The sequence below is a fragment of the Paenibacillus sp. FSL L8-0333 genome (assembly GCF_037965665.1).
GTDB classification, from domain to species: domain Bacteria; phylum Bacillota; class Bacilli; order Paenibacillales; family Paenibacillaceae; genus Paenibacillus_AQ; species Paenibacillus_AQ odorifer.
Map to the genome: position 1 here is coordinate 987,798 of NZ_CP150186.1, position 24,348 is coordinate 1,012,145.

The 24,348-nt window shown below is 44.6% G+C and carries 17 protein-coding genes; 11 read left to right on the forward strand and 6 right to left on the reverse strand.

Annotated features, from left to right (window positions below):
* Window positions 1-352: 352 nt before the first annotated feature.
* The 3 genes from NYE72_RS04275 to thrC all read left to right on the forward strand — a co-directional run bounded on the left by NYE72_RS04275 (window position 353) and on the right by thrC (window position 4,614).
* Window positions 353-1,318: an alpha/beta hydrolase gene (locus NYE72_RS04275; RefSeq protein ID WP_038574125.1), complete on the forward strand. Its 966-nt coding sequence runs from the start codon at window positions 353-355 to the stop codon at window positions 1,316-1,318.
* Between the two features lie 1,152 nt (window positions 1,319-2,470).
* Window positions 2,471-2,974, forward strand: a complete 504-nt coding sequence (locus NYE72_RS04280) for a CYTH domain-containing protein (RefSeq protein ID WP_036680734.1) — start codon at window positions 2,471-2,473, stop codon at window positions 2,972-2,974.
* Between the two features lie 248 nt (window positions 2,975-3,222).
* Window positions 3,223-4,614 carry a threonine synthase gene (gene thrC, locus NYE72_RS04285; protein ID WP_076274016.1) on the forward strand — a complete coding sequence of 464 codons (1,392 nt, stop codon included), beginning with the start codon at window positions 3,223-3,225 and terminating at the stop codon, window positions 4,612-4,614.
* An 87-nt stretch (window positions 4,615-4,701) separates the two neighbouring features.
* On the opposite strand, the gene NYE72_RS04290 is transcribed toward thrC, so the two are convergent.
* Window positions 4,702-5,976, reverse strand: coding sequence for a helix-turn-helix domain-containing protein (locus NYE72_RS04290; RefSeq protein WP_036680738.1), 1,275 nt, complete (start codon window positions 5,974-5,976; stop codon window positions 4,702-4,704).
* A gap of 121 nt (window positions 5,977-6,097) precedes the next feature.
* On the opposite strand from NYE72_RS04290, the gene NYE72_RS04295 reads away from it, so the two are divergent.
* The 6 genes from NYE72_RS04295 to NYE72_RS04320 all read left to right on the forward strand — a co-directional run bounded on the left by NYE72_RS04295 (window position 6,098) and on the right by NYE72_RS04320 (window position 14,066).
* Window positions 6,098-8,038, forward strand: a complete 1,941-nt coding sequence (locus tag NYE72_RS04295) for an NAD(P)/FAD-dependent oxidoreductase (protein WP_339211389.1) — start codon at window positions 6,098-6,100, stop codon at window positions 8,036-8,038.
* A 29-nt stretch (window positions 8,039-8,067) separates the two neighbouring features.
* The gene (locus tag NYE72_RS04300; RefSeq protein ID WP_326047876.1) at window positions 8,068-8,880 is read left to right on the forward strand and encodes an acetoacetate decarboxylase family protein; all 813 of its coding nucleotides are present in this window, start codon (window positions 8,068-8,070) and stop codon (window positions 8,878-8,880) included.
* A gap of 77 nt (window positions 8,881-8,957) precedes the next feature.
* Window positions 8,958-9,731, forward strand: coding sequence for a glucose 1-dehydrogenase (locus NYE72_RS04305; protein ID WP_036680744.1), 774 nt, complete (start codon window positions 8,958-8,960; stop codon window positions 9,729-9,731).
* A 251-nt stretch (window positions 9,732-9,982) separates the two neighbouring features.
* Window positions 9,983-10,969, forward strand: coding sequence for a Gfo/Idh/MocA family oxidoreductase (locus tag NYE72_RS04310; RefSeq protein WP_036680747.1), 987 nt, complete (start codon window positions 9,983-9,985; stop codon window positions 10,967-10,969).
* A 22-nt stretch (window positions 10,970-10,991) separates the two neighbouring features.
* Window positions 10,992-11,867 carry a radical SAM/SPASM domain-containing protein gene (locus NYE72_RS04315; protein ID WP_339211391.1) on the forward strand — a complete coding sequence of 292 codons (876 nt, stop codon included), beginning with the start codon at window positions 10,992-10,994 and terminating at the stop codon, window positions 11,865-11,867.
* A gap of 129 nt (window positions 11,868-11,996) precedes the next feature.
* Complete coding sequence (locus NYE72_RS04320) at window positions 11,997-14,066, forward strand: class I SAM-dependent methyltransferase (RefSeq protein WP_339211393.1); 2,070 nt, start codon at window positions 11,997-11,999, stop codon at window positions 14,064-14,066.
* 98 nt (window positions 14,067-14,164) lie between these two features.
* Here NYE72_RS04320 and NYE72_RS04325 read toward each other — a convergent pair whose 3' ends face one another.
* The 3 genes from NYE72_RS04325 to NYE72_RS04335 form a co-directional block, all read right to left on the reverse strand.
* Complete coding sequence (locus tag NYE72_RS04325; protein ID WP_036680756.1) at window positions 14,165-14,974, reverse strand: hypothetical protein; 810 nt, start codon at window positions 14,972-14,974, stop codon at window positions 14,165-14,167.
* A 233-nt stretch (window positions 14,975-15,207) separates the two neighbouring features.
* A complete protein-coding gene (locus NYE72_RS04330) occupies window positions 15,208-16,095 on the reverse strand; it encodes a helix-turn-helix transcriptional regulator (protein WP_036680759.1) in 888 nt (295 codons plus the stop codon).
* 73 nt (window positions 16,096-16,168) lie between these two features.
* Entirely contained in the window at window positions 16,169-17,059 is an 891-nt protein-coding gene (locus NYE72_RS04335) for an AraC family transcriptional regulator (RefSeq protein WP_036680763.1), read from the reverse strand.
* A 127-nt stretch (window positions 17,060-17,186) separates the two neighbouring features.
* Here NYE72_RS04335 and yicI point away from each other — a divergent pair, with 127 nt between their 5' ends.
* Together yicI and NYE72_RS04345 are read left to right on the forward strand one after the other, a co-directional pair.
* Complete coding sequence (gene yicI / locus NYE72_RS04340; RefSeq protein WP_076099535.1) at window positions 17,187-19,508, forward strand: alpha-xylosidase; 2,322 nt, start codon at window positions 17,187-17,189, stop codon at window positions 19,506-19,508.
* 124 nt (window positions 19,509-19,632) lie between these two features.
* Window positions 19,633-20,802, forward strand: coding sequence for a GDSL-type esterase/lipase family protein (locus NYE72_RS04345; protein ID WP_076099536.1), 1,170 nt, complete (start codon window positions 19,633-19,635; stop codon window positions 20,800-20,802).
* Here NYE72_RS04345 and NYE72_RS04350 read toward each other — a convergent pair whose 3' ends face one another.
* Together NYE72_RS04350 and NYE72_RS04355 are read right to left on the reverse strand one after the other, a co-directional pair.
* On the reverse strand, window positions 20,803-22,464 hold the full coding sequence (locus NYE72_RS04350) for a helix-turn-helix domain-containing protein (protein ID WP_076099537.1): 1,662 nt from the start codon (window positions 22,462-22,464) through the stop codon (window positions 20,803-20,805). It abuts the gene before it with no gap.
* Window positions 22,461-24,281 (reverse strand): sensor histidine kinase, encoded by a 1,821-nt coding sequence (locus NYE72_RS04355; protein WP_038568837.1) that lies wholly within the window; start codon window positions 24,279-24,281, stop codon window positions 22,461-22,463. The genes NYE72_RS04350 and NYE72_RS04355 overlap by 4 nt, the downstream gene beginning before the upstream one ends.
* Window positions 24,282-24,348 lie beyond the last annotated feature (67 nt).

Consider the following 24,348-nt stretch of genomic DNA (forward strand, 5'->3'; position numbering starts at 1 on the left):
TGAGCAAGCTACGAGTAAGACATGAGCAAACACGAGCAAGCCACCAGCAAGCCATGAGCCTAGCTCGTGGTTTGCTTTTTTTGTTGGCAATGACGAATTTGAACCAGCTGAAGCTGCGGATGGCAAGGCAGCCTTGACCGTCTCCGCCTATACACATATATTCCTTATGTTATGACATCCTGTGCAGCTACCTTGCGTAAGACGCTGTAGCTTTTTTACCTGTTCATATTCCGTTCATATTAAGGTCATAGAGAGTACATCTTTATTGGTTAATCTTAGATTAGCAGTTAGTTATGGCAGTCCAATACACAGGTGATGACAGGAGAAGATACGATTGAAAATAAAAGAAGTAATGAAAATGAAGGCGGGCACGAGAACAAGTAAAATACTAAACATACTACTTAAAGTAATAGGAGCAATAATTATCGCAATCCTGCTTTTTCTCGCCATTGTTTATACAGTTAATCTGATCAGCAACAAATCGGAACAGAGTAAAATAGAGCCCTATGGTCAGTTAGTACCTGTTGATGGGAAAAATATGAATGTTTATATTCAAGGAAAAGGTGAAGAAACAGTCGTTCTACTACCGGGTTATGGCACAGCAGCGCCAGCTCTTGATTTTAAATCATTAATAGATGAGCTGTCACCGTTTTACAAAGTCGTCATGATTGAGCCTTTTGGGTATGGATTAAGTGATCTGACCAAAAAGGAGCGCAGCACAGAGAATATTGTAAGTGAAATTCATGAGGCTTTACAGGCTCTTAATATTGACCGTTATATTCTAATGGGCCACTCCATTTCAGGCATTTATGGACTAGATTATGTTAACAAGTATGAAAATGAAGTGAGTGCATTTGTCGGGCTTGATAGTAGTGTTCCATCGATAAGCGAGAGGAAAATCGAAGCTTCGGAATTAAAAACTATAAATCTGCTCAAAAAATCAGGTCTAATCAGATTGCAAATGAAATTCAGTGCTGACCCAATTGCTGAACTACCATTTGATGATAAAACAAAAGAACAAATGAGATTGATCAATCGCAAAAACATATTTAATCCCACCCAATTAAATGAAGCTGGAATGATGTATTCTAATTTTAAATCAGCTGAAAGTTTAACATTTCCTAAAAATCTTCCTCTTATTTTCTTTATACAAGCGAATCAACCAGCAACGGATAGATGGATACCAGAGCATGAAAAGCAAATCAAGGACTCTGTACATGGAAAAATAGTGAAGTTTGAAGAGGGACATTATTTATATCGCACTAAAGCAAAAGAAATCGTAGAAGACTTTCAGGCATTTATGAAAGAAATAAAATAAGTTTGCCGTCGAGCCGAGCGGATTTCAGGATTTCCTCTGATTTTCGTTCGGTTTTTTATTAGTCGGTAAGATATGGGGGAGTGCCACCAGTTAACAATGGTCTAATCTTTAGGGTTTGGTCTGGGTTAAGAATGAGAAGGCGTCGGCTACATTTAATGGAGAGTTCCCTTGGTTGCTGCTAGGTTCCTAGGTACCCTGCTTCGGATCGGACTGAGGAGTCCTTATTTGCTAAAAAAGAGGCAATTGGGACTTCATTCGGACCCCAGCGACGTTATTGGCTAATTATCGCAATCGCATGGGGTGTTTTGGAGTAAATAGCTGCATCTGGGTCCGATACCATCTCAAATATGCGTTTTTTTCGCGAATAGAGGCTATACGGTCCGTAAGTAAATAGGGAGTGGGGGAGTATGAGAAAGTTGAGTAAGTATGAGAAAGTATGAGAAAGTATGGGGGAGTGCCACCAGTTAACGATGGTCTAATCTTTAGGGTTTGGTCTGGGTTAAGAACGAGAAGGCGCCGATTACATTTGATGGAGAATTTCCTTGGCTGCTGCTAGGTACCTAGGTACCCTGCTTCGGATCGGACTCAGGAGTCCTTATTTGCTAGAAAAGAGGTAATTGAGGCTACTTTCGGACCCCAGCGACGCTATTGGCTAATTATCGCAACCGCATGGGGTGTTTTGGAGTAAATAGCTGCACCTGAGTCCGATACCATCTCAAATATGTGCTTTTTTCGCAAATAGTGGCTATACGGTCCGTAAGTAAATAGGTGAGTATGACCAGTAGCGCGTGATCAACTAATCGAATGGGTGAGTACGACCAGTGGCGCGTGACCAACTAATCGAATGGGGAGCCGCCAGTGCGCGCTGACCAACTAATCGAATAGGTGAGTCCGACCAGTGGCACACTGACCAACTGATCAAATGATGCTTCCCAATGATCGAGGGCTGACTCGCTAATTATCCGTAGTTTCCAGTAATCTATGGTGAGCCCCATCTTCCACAACCCCCATAAATCCCACAATGAGCACCACGGTAGCCTTTTTAAGCTAGAGCATGTCCTATTTCCCTATAATCCACATTGACTTGGGTTTGTCACACCCCTATGATGATTATTAATATAAAATATATGACACGAAGAGGAGCGAAACATCATGGCTTTGGAGATCGAACGCAAGTTTCTGCTGCCGGAATTTCCGGAGCAGCTGATTCAAAAGGGAGAATTGAAGATTGTTACCCGTCATAATATCGATCAGACATATCTGGCGATAGATGGTGGTCAAGAGCTTCGTGTGCGTAAAATTACGGATCTGGACTCAGGTGAGGTAACCTACACGCATACGTTTAAGGATGGCAAAGGGATCAAACGCGAAGAGATCGAATATTTTATCTCAGAGGGTTTATATAATCAGATGATCGAAGCGGTAAATGCGGTAGCTTTGGTCAAAGAGCGAATTACAGCGGTGTGGAATGGCACAACGGTTGAGATCGACGTATATTCCCAGCTGAAATTGTCCGTACTCGAGGTTGAATTTGAATCTCTGGAGGAAGCGGAAAGCTTTAAAGAGCCGGAATGGTTCGGTAAGGATGTTAGTACAGAACGGCAATACAGCAACAAAACAGTCTGGAGAGAGCTGCAAAATAAGACAAAGAATTAACGGACTTTAGCGCGTAAACGTGGTAGTATATAGGGAAAACAAGCAGAAATAGCTTTATCATCCCTAACTAGCTTAAGGATAACGTTTAGGGTGAAACTTATAGTTAATTATAAGAACTTATAAGTGGTGCAACTATAATAGCCTTATATTTCTGCGAGAAACAGTTGTCATCTCTATAGGACGACAACGTTGTTTCTTCTTATCATATATTCTTGTCATATATTAACGAGGGGTTCAGGAGGATGAGCATGAAGTTTATAAGCACAAGAGGTAATGTGGAACCTAAAGGTTTTATTGATACGGTGTTGATGGGACTTGCGGACGACGGTGGGCTGATGGTTCCATCCGAGATTCCAGTGGTTTCAGCAGCAACATTGGAAGAGTGGAGAAGTCTTAGCTATCAGGAGTTGTTCCTGAAGATTGTTGCCTATTACACCAATGATGAGATTCCTTACGAGGATTTACAGGAAATGGTCAACACCAGTTATGCCAATTTCCGCACACCTGAAGTAACGCCTATACACCAAGTAAATGATTCTTTATATGTACTTGAATTGTTCCATGGGCCTACTTTTGCTTTCAAGGATGTAGCGCTGCAGTTTATGGGTGAGCTGTATTCATATATTTCCAAAAAACAAAACAAAATCATCCACATCCTCGGTGCAACCTCTGGGGACACTGGAGCGGCGGCTATTCAAGGTGTACGCGGCAAAGAAGGCATCAAGATTTGTATTCTGCATCCACACGGCAAGGTAAGTAAAGTGCAGGAGCTGCAGATGACTACGGTGGACGACAGCAATGTACTGAATCTGTCTGTTCATGGTAACTTTGATGATTGCCAGAAGGTGATTAAGGATCTGTTCGCAGATCTGGACTTTAAAGGTCGGTATCATCTGCGTGCAATCAATTCCATTAACTTTGTGCGGATTCTGGCGCAGACTGTTTATTATTTCTATGCATATCTGCATGTTGATGGCAGCAACGAGAAAAAGATTAATATCAGCGTGCCTTCCGGCAACTTCGGTAATATTTTCTCGGGCTATTTGGCTAAGCAAATGGGACTTCCTATTAACAAGCTAATCATTGCTACGAATGAAAATAATATTTTGGAGCGTTTCGTGAATACTGGCGAATACAAACCAGGTAATTTCACAAGCACTTACAGCCCTTCGATGGATATCCAAGTGGCAAGTAATTTCGAACGGTATCTGTATTATCTGGTAGGCGAGGATTCTGAGAAGTTATCCGCGTATATGTCCAAGCTGCAAACCGAAGGCAAGATTACGGTTGAAGGCGAGGCGCTTCAGCAGGTGCAGAAGGATTTTGCAGCGCTGGGTGTGAAGAATGATCAATGCTTGAATACGATCGCTAAGTATCAAAAAGAATATGGCTACCTGCTTGATCCACATACAGCATGTGGAATCGCGGCTTACGAAGCCTTTAATGGCCCGGATGAGATTGGCATTACCTTTGCGACTGCACATCCAGCTAAGTTCGATGAGGCAATTACTTTGATCGATATTAAGCAGGAATTCCCGGCACAGATTAAAGCATTGTTCGAGATGCCACAACATCAAACCGTAGTGGATCATGACAAGGATGAAATCGTGCGTCAGCTGCAAGCTTTTTACGGATTGTAATATCATATACAGTTCTACTTCACAGCACAGCCCCCGTTCTTGGGATAAGAACGGGGGCTGTTTGTGCGTTTATAGTAGCTTCTAACATTAACGTTGCGGCGTACGGGTCTGCTCCCTAGCTTTTTCACAAAAAGCAGCGACCTTGTAAGAGACATAGTACGCCAGCATTTTTTCAGAATCGGTAAAGTCGGTGTCCAGCAGTCTGCTAATAAGATCGAGCTTATATCTGAGTGTATTCCGGTGAATGTACAGCTCGTCTGAGGTAATCTGCATGTTCCGGTTATTTTTGAGATAAACGTAAAAGGTATGATACAGATTGGACTGGTGCACAGTATCGTATTCTTGAAGCTTGAGCAGCTCTGGATGGTAGTAGTTATTATCCTCGTTAAACACAACATCAGCAGAGAGCATCTCATAGAGCTGGATATCTGAGTAGTAAGTCAGCTGCTGCTGCGGGCTGAGAATGGAACCGATCCGAATAGCGTTTCGGGAGTGAAGATAGTGTCTCCTACACTGCGTAAGATTAGTGAATATATTGCTGATGCCAAGCGAGATGCCGGTTTGAGTTAGAAATTCCTGCAGTTGCTTATTTACAAGCTCTTTGGAGAGATTTCCGTCATGGATCATTACAATCTGCCCATCATAATAGGTGGAAGGACTGCCCGGAAAAAGCTGTTGCAAACGTTCTCTTAAATAATCATCATAACGGCCTGAACCCTCATACCAGGTAAGATCGAACAGCAGCACAAGCAGCTGATTCCCGAACTTTAATCCTGCACTCCGCATTCTGTCCTGAATGATCCGGTTGTCCTGAAGCTGTTCCTCTAGCAGTGCGCAGATAAAATCTTCAACTTTTATATTTTTGGCGTTGCGATAGTAGCTATTTTTGCCCATCTCTTCGGCAAGTATGGTAGCGGTGATGGACAGCAGCTCGTTATCTCTGGCGCGAAAAGGATTTTTGCATCCAAGAAGCAATACATTGCCGATTTGTTTGCCGGCTACTTTTATTTTGGAGATCAGTTTGGAGTTTGACGTTTCCTCGCAGGTTACTTCATAAGATTCATCGCTTTGTTTCCCACGCTGGACACTGTTCATTTTACTCACAGCCGCAATGAAGTCGTAAGAGCAATAACCTTTGCGGATATTATCACTCCATATGTAATCGTCGATATCGGATAGGTCAGAGTGAGCTACAATTTTGAAGCTGCAATCAAATACAATGACGGGATTCTGCAGTAGCTCAGCAGCTGTCTGTACGATAGCTGAAAGGCCTGCACCTGAAATGTATGCAGTAAACAAAGATGCGGTATAATGCTCCATTTCGATTTTACCTGATATTTGCTCATTTAAGGAAACATCCATTCATATCGCCCCCTAGTTCAATAATAGTGCAATATGCACTATAAAGAAGTGATTTTTGGTGCTTGTAAATATATTCACAAAGTATTGGACGCCTTAAACTAAAGGTGGAGGTGCTAAGCAGATGAAATATGAAAAACTGTTTGCAGCAGGTAAAATTGGACGCCTTGAACTTAAGAATAGAATTGTATTGCCGGCTATGGGAACGTCACTGGCCGCGGCCAGTGGTGAAGCATCGGACGAAATGATTGCTTTTTATGAGGAACGTGCCGCGGGTGGCTGTGGTCTAATCATTACGGAAATTACGCGTGTGGATAATGAGACCGGAGTAGGTACACCGAACCAGCTGAATGCAAGTGACTTGCTGTTTGTGCCGCGTCTGGAGAAACTGGCAAGAGCTGTGCATCGTCATGACAGCAAAATATTCCTTCAGCTCCAGCATCCGGGCCGGCAAAATCACGGACGGCTTATTGGAGGCAAACAAATTGTTGCTCCTAGCGCAGTGATGTCTTCAGCGATTGGGGAAATGCCCCGGGAGCTGTCTACTGAAGAGGTAGAAGAGTTAGTTCGTAAATTTGTGTTCGGAGCTTATATAGCTAAAACAGCAGGTATTGATGGCGTGGAGATTCATGGTGCCCACGGCTATCTCGTAGGACAGTTTCTAAGCCCGCTTACCAATCTGAGAACTGATAAATATGGCGGTTCACTGGAAGGTAGAATGTCATTCCTGAACGAAATTGTGCTTGGCATCAAAAAGACCTGTGGCGCAGGATTCCCTGTATCGGTGCGAATCGACGGCGATGAATTTGTCTCAGGCGGGATAACACTGGATGAGGCTATCCAGACTGCGAAACATCTGGAAAGCATCGGAGTGGATTGCATAAATGTTAGCTCTGGCACTTATGAATCATCCAATACGATCATTGAGCCGATATCCTACCCGCAAGGCTGGAAAAAACATCTCTCCGCAGCCATTAAGCAAGCGGTGCAAATTCCAGTGATTGCTTGTGATGTGATCCGTAAGCCTGAATTTGCTGAGAGTCTGCTACAGGAAGGAAACACGGATTTTGTAGCCCTTGGAAGAGCCCAACTAGCCGATCCAGAGTGGGGGAACAAAGCGGCAGCAGGCAAAGAAGCAGAGATCAGAACCTGTATCTCTTGCCTGTACTGTATTCAGGAAGTGATGGAGTGCAAGGTAATCAAGTGTGCTGTCAATGCCAGAGTGGGCCGGGAGCTTGAATTTGCAGAACCAGCAAAAGATGGCGATGGCAAAGTAGTAGCTGTGATCGGCGGAGGTCCAGCTGGTATGGAAGCAGCACGGATTCTGGCGCTCAGAGATTTTAAACCTGTATTGTTCGAAGCCAGAGATGTGCTAGGCGGCAGCGTGGAGCTGGGAAGCCGGCCACCATTGAAGGAGAAGCTGAACTGGTTTATTGATAATATGCAGCATCAGTTAGAGGAACTGGATGTTGATGTCCGTCTCTCTACGAAACCTACGCTGGAACAACTGAAGCAACTGAACCCTTATGCGGTATTTGTTGCTGCTGGGGCACAGCCTATAGTGCCTGTTATTCCGGGAGTGAAGAAGGCAGCGGTCTGCACCGTTGTTGACGTACTTAGTGGGTCAGTTGTGATTAAGAACAAGCAGGCTGTGGTCATCGGCTCCGGCATGACAGGGCTGGAAACGGCTGAATATTTAGCCGATATGGGAAATCAGGTCACGGTGGTGGAAATGCAGCCGCGGGTTGGCCCAGACGCCTATCTGCCAAATCTGATCGACATTGTGACTAGGTTGAAAAAGAACGGAGTGGAGCTCTTAGCATCAACCAAGCTGGTAGAAGTACAGGACGGCGCGGTTGTGCTTGAGAATACGTCCACTGGGGAAACTTCGCTGAAAAAGACGGATGCTGTTGTATTATCCATTGGTGTTACACCCGATCGCTCATTCGTTGATGAGCTGAAGCAGGTACTGCCCAATGTGAAGGTAATCGGCGATGCAGGCAAGCCAGGACGAATCGGACAGGCCATTCAATCTGGATTCGAAACGGCATTTGTGCTGAACTAAAGGGTTACTAATCTAAGGAGGGTTCATTCATGGTGAGTTTTGTGAAAAGTTTCGCAGATATGCAGAAATACGGAGGCAAGCCAACAACCTTTTATGATGCTGAGATGCTGACGGTGTATTGGGAGACCAAACCAGAGATTATCGAGCGTTTGTTGCCGAAGCCACTGAAGCCAACAAGCCGGCCGCTGGTAAATGCTTTTATCGCCAATTACCCAGCTACGAACTTTTGTCCACCTTATCGTGAAGCTGGATTGTTCGTTCTAGCAGACTATAACGGACAATTAGGCAACTACTGCCTGTCGATGCCTATTACAAGCGATATCGGGATGGCTATGGGCCGGGAAGTATGTGGGCTGCCTAAGAAAATGGCCGATGTGCGTATGAACACCTCAGAAGATGGCATTGATGGGGCAATCGGCCGGCATGGCATTGACTTTTTCAACGTAAAAGCCACTATGGATGGACACTTCAATGACAATGGAGCCGAGAAGATTCTGGAGGAATATTACGGCAAAGATATCCCTTTGTATAACATCAAATATGCCAATGCAATTGACGGAAACGGCTTCGATCTGATGCCAATCTTGGTCACACAGCGTTTAGTCAGTGAGGTTAAAGTCTATAAAGCGGCAGAAGCCTCTATCACCTTCCAAGACTCCCCGCATGATCCTTGGAGTGAGCTTGAAGTTGTGAATATGCTGGGCGCGGTTTACACCGTCAGTACAAATGTGCTTGAAAAAGGTAAAATTCTGGAGCCTCTGAATCCAATGGAGTATCTTCCATACTGCTATCTCCGCTGGGACTGGTGGGAGAACAATTTGCAACCTGTTTCCTCAGTATAAGCCTACACGTTTGAAGTCCGTTTGTACGAAATGAAACCGAAGAAGGATCGGCTAACCAAACATTAGGAGGAATTAGAATGACTAACCTTTTTGATTTGACGGGTAAGACAGCTATTATCGCAGGAGCATCCAGTGGGATCGGGGTACAATTCGCAGAGATGCTTGCTGAGCAAGGAGCAGACATTGCTATTTTGGCTAGAAGATATGACAAGCTTGTAGCAGTTGCCGAGGATATCCGGGCTAAATACCCTGAACGCAGAATAATTCCTATTGAGTGTGATGTAAGAAAAGAGGACCAGATTATTGTGGCTGTTCAAAAGGTTATGGAAGCCTTTGGAAAAATTGATATTCTGCTGAACAATGCTGGTGTGGTGGATGCGGTTCCGATTGAAGCGCTGGAAGAAGAAGCTTGGGATCGGGTACTGGATACTGATTTAAAGGGCGTTTTCCTGATGTCGAAACATGTGATCCGGCATATGAAAGAACGGAATTACGGTAAAATCGTCAATACAGCCTCAATGCTAGGCCTTACAGCTTCTGCTTCGGTTCCTACGCATTCTTACAATGCTGCTAAAGGTGGAGTGATCCATCTGACAAGAGGGGTGGCGGCAACTTATGCTAAGCATGGGATTACTGTTAATGCGATTGGACCAAGCTTGTTCAAAACTGAAATGACTGAGAATACGTTATTTGCAGAAAAAGCGCTAAAAATGTACAACGCAGTGTGTCCGATGGGGCGCCCTGGTAATCCGGGAGAATTAAACGGTGCTGTACTCTACTTTGCTTCAGATGCTTCCAGCTACACTACAGGTCAGACTTTGTTTGTAGATGGCGGCTGGACGATTATATAGAGTTCATCTGGGTCCGTAAGTTCAGGCAATAGTTGTAACTCCAAAAAAAGGGTATCTCAAAAGCCATGAAAGGGTGGCTGGGATACGCCTTTTTTTGCATTGTACGATGAAAGATGCTCCGCCAGTAACAAGGGAATTGCTGAATTTATCAGAAATTGTCGTTAATTTGCCTTAAAAAGTAGACATGACTACCTATGAGTGAGAAAATAGCATGTAGAGTTAGTAATAACTAAAAAGGACGGGATAACATCATGACAATTCGTTTCGGGGTCATTGGAACAAACTTTATTACAGACCGCTTCGTGCAAGCCGGCTTGGAGAATGAGGAGTTTATCCTGACAGCCGTGTACTCTCGCACAATGGAGAAAGGTCAGGCCTTTGCTGCTAAATATGCGGGAGCTACAATTTATACGAATCTGGAAGATATGGTGAAAAGCAAAGATGTAGATGCTATATATATTGCCAGCCCAAATTCTATGCATGCAGAGCAAGCGATTATGTGCTTAAATCACGGCAAGCATGTGCTCTGCGAGAAACCGGCTGCATCCAACAGTATAGAGCTTAAAGCTATGATTGAAGCTGCGCGCACAAATGATGTGCTGCTGGTAGAGGCGATGAAATCGACCTTTATGCCGAACTTTGGAGTGATTCGGGATAATTTGTATAAACTCGGCCAAGTTCGCCGTTATTTTGCAAGTTACTGTAAGTACTCCTCCAGATATGATGCTTACCGGCAGGGGACTGTGCTAAATGCGTTTAATCCCGCTTTTTCCAATGGCTCGTTAATGGATCTTGGTGTGTACTGTTTGTATCCAATGGTAGTGCTCTTTGGCAAGCCACAATCAGTACAGGCAGTGGGTGTCATGCTCTCCTCAGGTGTGGATGGTGAAGGAAGCCTCATTATGAAATATGACGATATGGATGCGGTAGTTATGCACTCCAAAATTTCCGACTCCTATCTGCCAGCTGAGATTCATGGAGAGAACGGTACGATGGTGATCGACAAGATCAATGAGCCTTATCAGGTGAAAATTTACTATCGTGATGGTACAGTTGAGGAGCTTACGTTGCCTCAGGTGTTTGAACCTATGTATTATGAGGTTGAGGAATTCATCAACTTGATTAAGAATGGTGAACGGGAGAGCAGAATTAATACTCATGAGAACTCCATGGCCGCAGCAGAGATTATGGAGGAAGCCAGAGCACAGATCGGTCTCCGCTATGCCTCAGATTTATAATAAATAGAATGGGGAGCAGGACTTGAAGACTTTTAAAAAGGTTTATATTGAGATAACAAGCGTCTGCAACCTCGCCTGCAGCTTTTGTCCACAAACCGCCCGGACGAAAAATTTCATGAAGCTGGATACGTTTAATACGATATTGGATGAAATTAAACCACACAGCAATCATATTTATCTTCACGTAAAAGGGGAGCCGTTGCTGCATCCCAAGATAGGTGAACTGCTGGATGCTGCTCATGCCAAAGGGTTCAAGGTTAATATTACAACTAATGGCACGTTAATTCATAAAGCCGGACCTAAAATTCTTGGTAAGCCCGCACTGCGTCAGATGAACTTTTCTCTGCACAGCTTTGATGGGCATGAAGGGTCAGAGAACCGTGAAGGCTATCTTTCAGAGATAATTTCTTTTGTACAGGAAGCCTCTGCGCAAGGGGTCATTATTTCTTTCCGCTTGTGGAATTTGACGGAGGATAATCTGACGAATCTGGAAAAAAACCGTAACCGTGAAACCCTCGCCCTGCTGGAGGAAGCCTTCAACTTGGATTTCAAGATCGAAGAAAAGGTTGTGCCTGGCAGTGGTGTCAAGATTGCCCCGCGCGTCTACCTTAATCAGGATCATGAGTTCCGTTGGCCAGCGCTAAATGAGCCGGAAGATGACGGAAAAGGGTTCTGTCATGCCCTGCGGAGCCAAGCGGCGATTCTTGTGGATGGCACTGTTGTGCCATGCTGTCTGGATGGTGAAGGAGTAATTAACCTAGGCAACATCCATGAGACTCCGTTCTCAGAGATTGTGGAGGGGGAGCGGGCGAACAATTTATTCTATGGCTTCTCACGTAGAGAAGCTGTGGAGGAGCTATGCCGCAAATGTGGGTATCGGCAGCGGTTCGGAACCTAATGATTGGAATGCAAACAGAACCGGGACATGGCTATTTCATGAATCTTGGTTCTGTTTTTTAATTAACGGGATTGTATATATATAATAATAGGTCTTTATAGTCTCCACTTTGGAGCGAAGGAGGAGCATATGCTGAAATCACTGGAAGCCATCGCCTTATACCGTGAAGGTGTGCAAGATCATTTGGAGGATAACCTCTGGCTGAAGCTTATTGTCCAAGCGGAGGAGCAGATAGTAAATTTGGAACGTGTGGAATCTCTGGAGGAGCTGGATCGCAGGAATCCCGTACTGGATTATGTGGAACGTAGCTTGCAGATTCTGGACCAACTCCCCCGTTCTATTTGGATAAAAGAGCTGGTGGAAGAAACGTTAATTTGGTCAGAAACGGCTAAGGGAGGTACAGCAAAGGAGCGGCTGGTTTGGCAGGAGGAAGGGATTAATTGTTTTGTACATAATTTAGGTTCCGCACAGTTATATGAGAGATATTTGGGGAGGGCTGTCTCCGAGAAAGGTGCGATGATTCAGCGGCTAATTGAGACTCATGGACTCATAGGACAGCAAATTCGCGGAGAAGTGCCGCCGGAAGTCAATAAGCCACTCCATGATATAGTGGAAGATCAGCTGCTGACCGCGGAGGAACTGGAACGCCTGCTGACCGTGCTCAATCATTGCATCATCGGAGCTGTGTCTCCCGAGTTATGGCAGAATGTGCAGCATGAAGTGAAGCAGCTTATTGAGCTGATTTCTTCAGGCAATCTTGCTAGTCCTATGCCGATGAAGGAACGACTGCGCAGAATGCGGCTGGGACCGATCTCTAGAGGAGAGGATTTCACTACGGAATGGGCTAAGCTGACGCAGGAAGGCTTCCATGCTGAACGATTGGAGTCATTAAGTAAGATTACCTTCTGGTATGTGGAATCTGCATTACAGACCTTTTCGCTGGAGCAATTTCTGAAGGTGATGGTGCTTGCTGCCCAGAGGGCGCAAAATGAATTCTTAAGCCATATCAGCTTCGAGCATGTCATGAACAGCATTTACTATGATTACAAGGGTGTTAAGAAGACCAATGTCTATAAGAAGCGGATTATCGAAAAATATTTAGCGGAGCTTACATGGAAGGATATCGAGCAAGGGACTTTACCTGCTGAGAACCCTCACCTAATCTTACGGCAATATTCTAAGGAACATCTGCCAGACACGGTGTTTTTTCAATTCCAATTCTCGGCAGCGGCTGAGAAGCTGATCGAATTCTGTATGGAGGCTGAAAAATCACCCTTGTATGAACGTGCTGTATTGCTGTTGTTCGACCTATTCGAGCTGCGCAGGGACGCTTTCGACCGTTTTCATAATGAAGATACCTACTTAAGCCAAATGAATAATACAGCAGATTATAAAGCTGTAATTCTGGAACATGTCACTGGTCAAAAAGTGCTGGATATCGGCCCGGGCGGCGGTGTGCTGCTGGATTTGCTGGAAGAGCGTATGCCCGAGGTTACCCCTATCGGCATTGATATCTCAAGCAATGTAGTAGAAGCCTTGCGGCAACGCAAGCAGCGGGAAGGTCGCCAGTGGGAGGTGCTGCAGGGAGATGCGTTGAACCTTAAAGATTTCGTGGAGGCTGGAACGGTGGACACGGTAATTTTCTCTTCGATTTTGCATGAGCTATATTCTTATGTGCCGCTAAATGGTAATAAGTTCAATCACGACACCGTCTCCGCAGCTCTGCGAAGTGCCTTTGCGGTATTGTCAGCTGGCGGGGTTATCATTATCCGCGATGGGATCATGACCGAACCCGCATCATTGCTGCGGAGAGTTCGCTTTCTTGAAGAGGACGGTCTGGTGTGGCTGGAGCGTTATGCGAAGGATTTTGCTGGACGTCAGATTCAGTTTCAAAGATTAGGGGAACAAGAAGTGCTCATGCCCGTTAATGATGCCATGGAATTTTTATATACGTATACCTGGGGGGAAGAGGCTTATATTCATGAAGTCCAAGAACAATTTGGTTATTTCACCCCTACGGAGTTTGCCTCATTTATTGAACAGATTTTAGGAAAGCAGGCGAAGCTTGAGATCTTCCGGCATTACCTGCAAGAAGGTTATACCGAAGCTTTGCGTGATAGAGTAAGGTTCATGGATGAGAGCGGACAGGAAGTGGCGCTGCCGGACAGCACCTGCTTTATTGTGATTCGGAAGGAATAGCCGAAGAATAACATTAGCTGCATCTAAAAAAGCAATCGGCAGACCCTCTGATGCGAAGGAGATCCGATTGCTTTTTTATATAGAGAATCTTGCCCTTGTTAGATTAGTATTTCTAGCTGCGACTTATCAGATTCTTCGGCTAAACGTTGAATTTCTTGATAGGTAGCTAATTGTTCTGTCCGCTCATTGGTATTCTCTTCAGAAGGTTTAATTTCTGTTGAACCTGCTTTATCGATCTGATCTTTAATTTTATCTCCCGTGTCTTTCATGGCATCGCCTAACGTTTCGTTCATTTCCGATAGTTTAGTTTCGATTTTGGATAACTGCTCCCGTTTGGCTGTTGCAGAATGAGTAGAACGAGCCTCATCCAGCTCTATTTCCTTGGTCAGAACTTTAGCCTCGCCACGCATCTTAGTGTGGGTAGAAGAAACTACCTCCATTTGGCTAACATCTTGGCTTACAGAAACAAGCGTATTTAATCTTTCGTTTTGTATCTCTTGCTCGGTTTTAGGTTCATCCGATTGATTTTCTTTTTGAGCATTTTCTAAGTTCTTTTGTTGCTCTTCGAAGCTGTATTTTGCAATTTGTTGGTCAATCGTTTGGAGCTGCTTGTCGAACTCCTTAAGTTGATCTTGAATAGATTCGAGATTATGCGAACTTTTGGTAGTTCTTTCAATCAGACTGTTCTTACTGTCGATGATACTTTGTTTTTGTTTAAGCAGGGAGTTAACCATTCCGTCCATTTTGGATTGATTTTGAAAAGCGGCCTTTGCAGATTTACTTATTGATAATTTGTCTCCATTACCATTAGTATTGCTGTTTGATTTCATGGTTTTATCGTTAGTTTGGTGACTAACAGATACATTAAACCTCGTTCCCATAGATGAGGTCATATTCGTTATGTGCATGGTTCTTTATCCTCCTACGACGATAAGATCTATCTATAATATATCGGCAAATCAGCAGTAATACTTAATAAGGTGAGCTGTTAGCCGCAGCGCTGGTTGATGGATACTTAACGGCTTCTTTGTCCTAATTATCCTGGAATGTTATTCGTTTGCAGCGTGTCTAAAGATTTGATTAGCCTATCTGAACAAAGCCCGGAAGAGGAAGCTGTTTTCGATTCCAGGCTTTTTCATGTCTATTTTCCAGTGAATTTTTGTCGGAAATGAGAGGGAGAGATGCCTTCTTTTTTGGAGAAGCAGGAAGAGTAGTAAGTAATATGATGGAAGCCAACCTCTTCAGCAATGCGGGCGATGGACCAGGAAGTCTGAATTAACAGCCGTTTGGATTGTTCTAGACGATAGGACAGGAGATAGGCCATAGGGGTCACACCATATATTTTCAGCATGTTTTTGGCGAGATAGTTGGGATGATAGTTAAGTTCTTTTTGAAGTAAGGAGTTAGTTATATCACGAGTATAATTTTGCCGAATGAACAATTCAATCTTCTCGGCGAGATGAATGGCGGTTGCATCTGATGCCTCGGCGAGATCGCGGTCCAAGAATTGCAGAAACTGTTGAAAGGAGGCTTGGCGCTTCCAGTTGCGCATCGATTGGGGTTCTTGTTCCAGATGGAAAAAGAACTCTAATACCTCCATTGCCTTCTCTGAAATTTTCATATACTTCGGAATAAAAATCGAGCATACATCGCAGTGATTTAAATAAGCTTTTTGTTTATGGCTCTCGATGAGCTCGCTCTGATTTTCCAGACATTCGTTCATATCCTGACACTCGATCCAGCTGCCGAAAGTCTGAAAATGAATCCAGATGATTTCTGTTTCGATAGGACAGGGGGCAAAGCCATAGTGATGGGCATCTGGTCGAAGGATGAGGAATTCTCCTTCCTTTAGCTCCCAGTGCACCTCGTTCTCGGCGATAGGCAACGTACCCTTTTTAACAATGATTAGATCAAATACGCCGATGCAATTACGACTGATATGATAGTCTCCAGCATTGTAGTGAGCACGGCCACAGTCTATGAAATAAGGAATAGGCGGTGTGATAAAGCTAAGAATCGGTGAGTTCATCGCGAGCCTCCAAAAGGTTGTAATTCCTAAAAATCAGGTTGGAATCCATCGTTTTTGCATGAAGTAGATGAAACTAGCCCGCACCTTTCCTAAACTCCGAAGGCGAGCATTTCATCGCTTTGCGGAAAACCTTTATAAAATAGCTTACATTATCAAATCCGACCTCGAATGCGATGTCGGATATTTTTCTTTCACTTTGCTGCAGCAGATCGGCAGCCTGGCGAATCCGGTAAGAGTTGATGTAATCGACTGGCGTTTTACGAGTCATCATTTTGAAGAAGCGGCAGAATTGCCCCTCGCTCATGGGAATAAGCTCTGATAGATCACGGGTACGGATCGGTTCCTGATAGTTATCTTGGATATAAAGGATCACCTTTTTAAGGCGGTTAATCTTGGTAGTATCTGCATCATCCGATTGGCTGCGGTTCTCAAATCGGCCCTCTGCGGTAATCTTGGAAAGCATGATTAGCAAAGTTCCTTTCATAAAGGTCTCAAATCCGGGCATTTTATTAGCGTATGCCTCCATCATTTGCTTCAGATGATGAAGCAGCTCCTGCTGCCAAGGGATAGCGGGTGTAATATGTCTCGGAAAGCTTTGGCGTTTCTCTTGCAGTGGCAAAATCGCGTTTTGCTGGATCGTATCGTACTGGGCGCTAGCCAAAAGATCAGGCAGAAATACAAGCGCACAGAATTTGCAGGGGGTGTCTTCGTTCAGCACATAGGCGGCGTGTATATCGCCAGATTCGATAAATACCGCTTCTCCAGCTCGGAGTGGAAAATATTCTGTGTCTACTTGGAACAGAATTTCTCCTTCTAGTAGCATAAAGAACTCCGCTTCTTCATGCCAATGTGTATCAAGTACATGCGTTCCGGATGGAAGCTCGATCCAATAAGCTGCGAGTGGAAACATACTATCTCCATGAACTCTGTTTTCTTTTAGCAAACTCTGAGTTGTACGGTCCATATAAACGCCTCTTTTCTTAAAAAACATCAAAATAGTGTTATAAATGAGCTATATAGTATTAGTTTTGTTCATTTTTTATCGGTATAATGCAACTATAAACACCAAATTGAAAGGTGGCAAGTACACAATGAAATTTACTGATGGTCTCTGGCTGGTTCGTGATGGTATCACGATTAACGGCGCAGTTCAAAATTATGTTGTAGAAAAGACTCCCGAAGGATTAACAGCAATTACACAAACGACTCCAATCACAGGGCGCGCAGCAACGCTGAATTCAACCCTGCTTACTGTAAAATTCCATTCCCCGCTTCCAGGCGTGGTAGGCATTAAAATTATTCATCATGATGGTGTACAGGAACGTGGTCCGGTTTTCGAACTGACTAAAGGTACTGGCGATCATGTGAAGATTGAAGAAACGGATCTCGAAACCGTGCTGATCAGCGGCGGACTTCGTGTAGTGATTCGCAAAGGCGAACAATGGGCGGTGGATTTCTATCGCGGCGAAGAACGTATTACAGGCAGTGGCTTTAAATCCATGGCTTACATCACCGACCAAGACGGCAACACGTACATGCGTGATGAGCTGGATCTCGGCGTAGGCGAATTCGTATATGGTCTGGGCGAACGTTTTACAGCTTTCGTGAAAAATGGACAAACCGTAGATATCTGGAACAAAGACGGCGGTACTAGCTCCGAGCAAGCTTACAAAAACATTCCTTTCTATGTATCAAGCAAAGGTTATGGAGTATTCGTTAATCATCCGGAATTGGTTTCCTATGAAATCGCTTCAGAAAAAGTGAAAAAGGCCCAATTCAGCGTAGCTGGAGAAAGCTTGGAATATTTCGTGATCGATGGACCTACCATTAAAGACGTTATTAGCAACTATACTGCTCTTACAGGTAAACCAGCGCTTCCACCAGCATGGACTTTTGGATTGTGGCTGACAACTTCGTTTACTACCAACTATGATGAAGAAACTGTAAATTCCTTCGTAGAAGGTATGGCAGAACGTGATCTGCCGCTGCATGTATTCCACTTTGACTGCTTCTGGATGCGTGAGTATCAATGGACTGATTTTGAATGGGATAAACGTGTATTCCCAGATCCAGAGGGCATGCTGAAACGCCTGAAGGAAAAAGGCCTGAAGATCTGCGTATGGATCAACTCCTATATTGGCCAACGTTCACGCTTGTTTGAAGAAGGCAAGAAAAACGGATACTTGATCAAAAAGCCTAACGGCGACGTTTATCAATGTGACCTGTGGCAAGCGGGTATGGGACTGGTGGATTTCACTAACCCTGCGGCTTGTGAATGGTATGCCGGCTACCTGCGTGATTTGGTAGATATGGGCGTAGACAGCTTTAAGACAGACTTCGGTGAGCGGATTCCTACAGATGTAGTTTATTTCGACGGATCTGATCCGATGAAAATGCACAATTACTACACTCAACTGTACAACAAAGTTGTATTTGAAGTATTGGAAGAGAAGCTTGGCAAGAATGAGGCAGCATTGTTCGCACGTTCTGCAACTGCTGGCGGCCAACAGTTCCCAGTTCACTGGGGCGGAGATTGCTACGCAGATTATGAATCCATGGCAGAAAGCCTTCGTGGCGGTTTGTCCCTAGGTTTGTCCGGTTTCGGTTTCTGGAGTCACGATATCGGTGGTTTCGAGAACACTGCTCCGGCACATGTATTCAAACGCTGGTTAGCTTTTGGACTGTTGTCCAGCCACAGCCGTCTGCACGGCAGCACTTCGTATCGTGTACCTTGGGCGTACGATGATGAAGCTTGTGATGTTACCCGCTTCTTCACGAAGCTTAAATGCAGCTTGATGCCTTACCTGTATGATGTGGCTGGCCAGGCTGCAGAGCATGGCTGGGCTTCTATGCGGGCGATGGTTATGGAATTCCCGGAAGATCCAACATGCGAAGTGCTCGATCGCCAATACATGCTGGGTGATTCCTTGCTCGTAGCGCCTATTTTCCAAGAAAACGGCGAAGTGAAATACTATCTGCCAGCGGGTCGCTGGACACACCTGCTATCTGGTGAAACTGTACAAGGCGGATCATGGCGCAAAGAGAAATATGATTTCTTCAGCTTGCCACTGTTCGTTCGTCAGAACTCCTTGCTGGCAATCGGCAGCATCGACAACAAACCCGATTATGACTTTGCGGATGGCGTGAAATTTGGCCTGTATTCACTTGAAGAAGGTACTACTACTTCTGCAACCGTACGTGATCTTAAAGGTGCTCCTGAATTGACTGTGAAGGCTGCCCGCAAAGGCAACAGCGTAACAGTTACTGCAGAAGGCAGCGGTAAAGAATTCTCGCTTTCCCTTAAAGATCTGGGAGCTATCGCTTCCGTAGAAGGTGCAGAGCAAGTAGATGAGACTACAGTGAAAGTAAACGCAGGTGCAAAATCCGTATCGTTTACCATTACACTGAAATAAGATGATTTCTTAAAGCATATTGATATAGCCATAACCTCTCTTGTAGACTGGGTGAACGATCTATTCCCTGGTCTGTAGGAGAGGTTTTAGTGTTACAATCTTAACTAATAACGGGGGAAACGTTATGAATACTAATTTAATTAAGGGAAGTGGAGTTTTGAATCAGACGGACTATACCTCTGCTACGGTTCTTTCAACCGCCGCTAATTTTATTATGAATAGGCAAGAACCTTTTACACATACCTTCCGGACTTATATTCGGTTACGGGAAAACGGCCCGTTGCAGCTAAAATTTTGGCATAGCAATGCAGTGGATTCCACTTGGGACCAAGGGCTTGAAGCTTCGGGTAGTGAACCTGGGGGCAGTTGGGTGATCGAATCGGCTTTTATCGCGGATGGAGGAACTGAGCCAAACGGAGCTATTATTGAGCATACACAACATGCTGTCACCTTTGAAGGCAATGTCTCCAAACCAGTAGCGGCCGGTGAATGCTTCTGGAGTGATGAGACAAGCATTAATCTACCCGATGGCCATTACTTAGCTTTTACATGGACGATTAAGACAACCGCTGCGGGCAAATCCATTCCTTTCAATGTAGAAGGCATGCTGGCAACCGCTTATGATGCGCCCGGAAATCTGGCTGCACAGGAATCAGCCGATGGATTTACAGAATCCGACAAGCTTCTGGTACTGCCAAGCTATATCGGGTATAAGAAAGCTGTGAATAAGAAGCTAGTATTTTTGGGAGATTCGATTACTCAAGGTGTGCGGACATTAAAGGACGGATACGAATATTGGGCAGCGAGAATTGCGGATGGTCTTGGTGCAGAGATTGGCGTATGGAATCTCGGCTCAGGCTGGGCTAGAGCGTATGATGTGGCTGCGGATGGCCCTTGGCTTCACAAAGCTAAACAGAGTGATGAACTGATGATTGTCCTCGGCGTAAATGATATTGATATTGGCTGCCGCTCTGCAGATGAGTTACTTGGTGATCTGACAACTATTATTGCTAAGATCAAAACAGCAAATGCTGATGCTAGTATTATTCTAAGTACGGTGCCGCCGTTTAATTTTCAGGAGGCAAGAGAAGAAACTTGGCGTAGAGTGAATCATGAAATCCTGACTAACCCACCCGCTGGAGTAGACCGTGTGTTTGATATAGCAAGCCTATTATCGTTGCCTGCACCAGACGATCACCGGATCAGACCGGAATATATGAGTGGACAAGACGACCCGCATCCGAACGGCATAGCCGGTAAGACGGTTGCGGACGCCTTTTTAAACTGGTATTGATCAACTCTTAAATGTGTCCCGGTAGTCCTTAGGTGAAGATCCGACCTGCTTCTTAAACACTTTGCTGAAATATTTGACATCATGAAAACCGACCATTTCGGAGATTTGGGTCAGCTTCAGACGAGGATTCTGCAATAGCAGCTTAGCTTTATCTATTCGGATATTAACAATAAAGTCGGAAAAGTTAATACCGTATTCCTGTTTGAATCGGCGGGAAATATATTCACGGCTAACAAAAAACTTTCCGGCCACTTCCTGTAAGGACAGGTCGGAAGCATAATTAAGCTCGATATATTTGACGATATCATGCATCGGATTACGTTCTTTAGCTTGTTTCAGGGCGATTACTTCGGCCAGCTCCTGCATTAGGGTATACGACCAGTCACGCCAAGCGAATAAGGAGAACGAGTAACCGTTCGTATAAGGAGCTGGGTGAAGCTGGTCGGCCTGTTCAAGTTCGGCCAGTGCACCTTCAGCTTCAGGGCCTAACATTTCCCGTACTAGCTGGGAACGAAATAGTAGAGCATCATTTTTCCATGAGTTTAGGATTTCTGGTGTCACAACTCCGCCTCGGCTAAGCTCATCCACCCAGTGCTGCGCAGCTGTTGATAATATCTCTGGACTTCCGCTGATGACTGCCATTTTCCAATCTTCCTTGACGTCAGCAAAGTTCGTTGTTGATACATTACCGCGAACCTCTGCTTTGGCGATCTCTTTACGATCTCTGAATTCTTCGGAGGAAGAGGAGAAATGGCAGTAATCCTCATGAATTAATAAGTTTCGGCGCTGTAATGCCTCTGCCACCTCTGCACGCTGATAAGGTAACTGCTTAGGTAAGTTGCCGATGCTGCTGATTCCAAAATGCATTCGGACCTGCAAGGTAGAGTAGATGCCATGATTGATTCTGCCTATTAGCTCGACCACAGAGGTCTGAATATCCCACAGAATAATTGCAATCTCCGGAGGACCTCCCCAATAACGAAAAGCAACACCCTTATGCGGACTGTGCAAAAATTCATTACAAATGTTGACGATAGCGTAGTTCATTAACTCGGTGTCTCCGCCAAAACGTTTAATCAACGGATTGTTACCCGCATCTGTCTGCACCAATATTAACCGAGCGGAATGGATATTTTCCGGAATGATACCATCACTGCATAACCTCCGCAAAGATAAATCAGAATTGATCGGATCATCAATTAGTGCGGATAATAGCTTTTCCCCATAAATGGGCTTGAACTCATTAAGCTGAATACTCTGTTTCTGCCGCTCGCTTCGGTCATCTTCTTCTGAGCGCCAGGCTGCAACTGCTTTAGCTACCGCTACATTGATTGCCTCGGCTTCGATGGGCTTCAGGATATAATCAATCCCTCCATGCCGCACAGTCTGACGTACGAACTCAAAATCATTATGTCCGCTGACTACAATAAACTTAGTGTTGCCGGCGAATTCGTTCACCCAGGTCATTAACTCTATCCCGTTACCTGATTCCATCATCATATCCATAATGACTAATGCTGGTTTAGCCTGCCGGATGATCTCGATGGCTTCATTTCCATTTCCGGCTTCCAGAATTTCATCGATTTGATGGGCTTCCCAGTCGACAAGCAGTCTGACTGCCTTTCTAACTCTTGCCTCGTCATCAACAATCAACGCCTTCATATCTTTTCACGCTCCGCTATAATTTCAATTTCCAATTTCACTACTACTCCGCCTGCTCTAAGGTTATCAACAGTTAAAGTGGCGCTATCTCCGCACACAAACTTGAGTCGAGCCAGAACGTTCGGCAGACCAATACCTGATCCTGAAGTCTCCTTGGTTTGCTCTGTGTTTCTTAATAAATCTATATCTGTTCTAGTAGGATGCTGTAGCTTCTGCTTTAAAAGATCTAACTTCGCTGAAGGAATCGCATTTCCGTTATTTTGGATACAAATTTCCATCCGGTTGTCATCCACCTTTGCTGCGGTGATTTCAATGAATCCGTCACTGCGGGAAAGATTAAAGCCGTGTTTGAAATAATTTTCAACAATAGGCTGTAAAATCATTTTCGGCATAAACGTCTCTAAAAGTGATTCCTCCATATCGTAGCGGAAACTGAACTTATTTTCAAAACGTTCCTTTTGCAGTTCAATGTAGGCTTTGACATGATCCAGCTCATCCTTAACAGTTACGATCTTCTCCTCATTGTACATGCTGTAGCGCATCATTTTGGCTAGAGCTGAAAGAAGTGAGTAAATTTGGGGCACTTTAAGCTCTAAGGCCAGCGTGCCAATGATTTGCAACGTGTTATTCAGAAAATGCGGGTTGATTTGTGCTTGCAGTGCCCGCAGTTCATTGGTTTTATTGGACAATTCCAGCTTGTACTCCCTTAGGATCAGGTTGTTGATCGTGTCCATCATACTGCGGAATCGCTCGGTAACCACGCCAATCTCATCTTTGCCCATAGGTTGAATATCAACATCAAGATTACCGGTCTGCACCTGATTCATGTAACGAGTCAACTGCTTGATCGGGGCTGTGATTCGAAAAGAGATCAGAGTCGTTAAGGTGGCAATTGTAATTAATAGTAGAACAAGGAGGATTATATTGATCGCTGCCGCCTCGTTGGCTTCCCGGAAGAGATAGGACGTAGGAATCTGCTTCACGAGGGTCCAATTTAAACCTTGGGTTTCGATTCTCTGGTAAATAAACACAGCATCTTCCTCTTCAAAATACCCTTGGGAGCTTTGATTGGTAGCGATTTGCTTGTTGTACCAGGAGGCATGTAGACGCTTGCCGTATTCCTCACTGTTGCTTCCGTATACAATCTTGCCATCGCCATCCAGCAGCCAAATGTTTTCCTGTTTCTGATCATATAACTGACTGACGATGTCGGTAAGAGCCGTTAGCTTAACATCGATCGACAGGAAGCCGATTGGAGTGGTAGTTGGAATCCTTTCAATTCGTCTATGCAATGTGAACACAGGTTCCGGTATGAGTTGCGGGATAGGTGAAGTTAGGCCGTAGCTGTGACTTATATGTGTACTTTGTATAACCACAGGAGAACTGCTAGTGATGTCTGAGTCGGCATAGGGAGGAATACCCTGCCAACGTTTGGGTGTATTCTGGGTGAGCAAAGTGGCTTTTCTATCCTTGGCACCGTACAGATACACCTGGGATATATCTGGCATGGATGAAGAAATGTAATTTAGAGAAGAATAAATTCGTGTATTTGCTGCCATATCCTCATATCCCGCTTCGAGCAGTCTGTAGAAATCTGAATCTGAATAAACGATAAGGGAGAGACGATTGATCTCCTGAATCAGACTTTCGATGTTTCTATTGCCTTGAAAGAGGAGGTTCGTATTCTCGTCTACTGCCCTTGTTCTTAGGGATTGAGTGCTATAGTGATAGCTAATAAACATGGTGGCCATAATACAAATTAACGTTGGCAGTAGGATAAAAACGATCAATTTTGTGCGAATCGTGTTCCATTTCATCGAAATTTGTCACATCCGATCAATATTTTACACCTGAAAGATCACTTTAGTAGGTGTGAGGTACCCT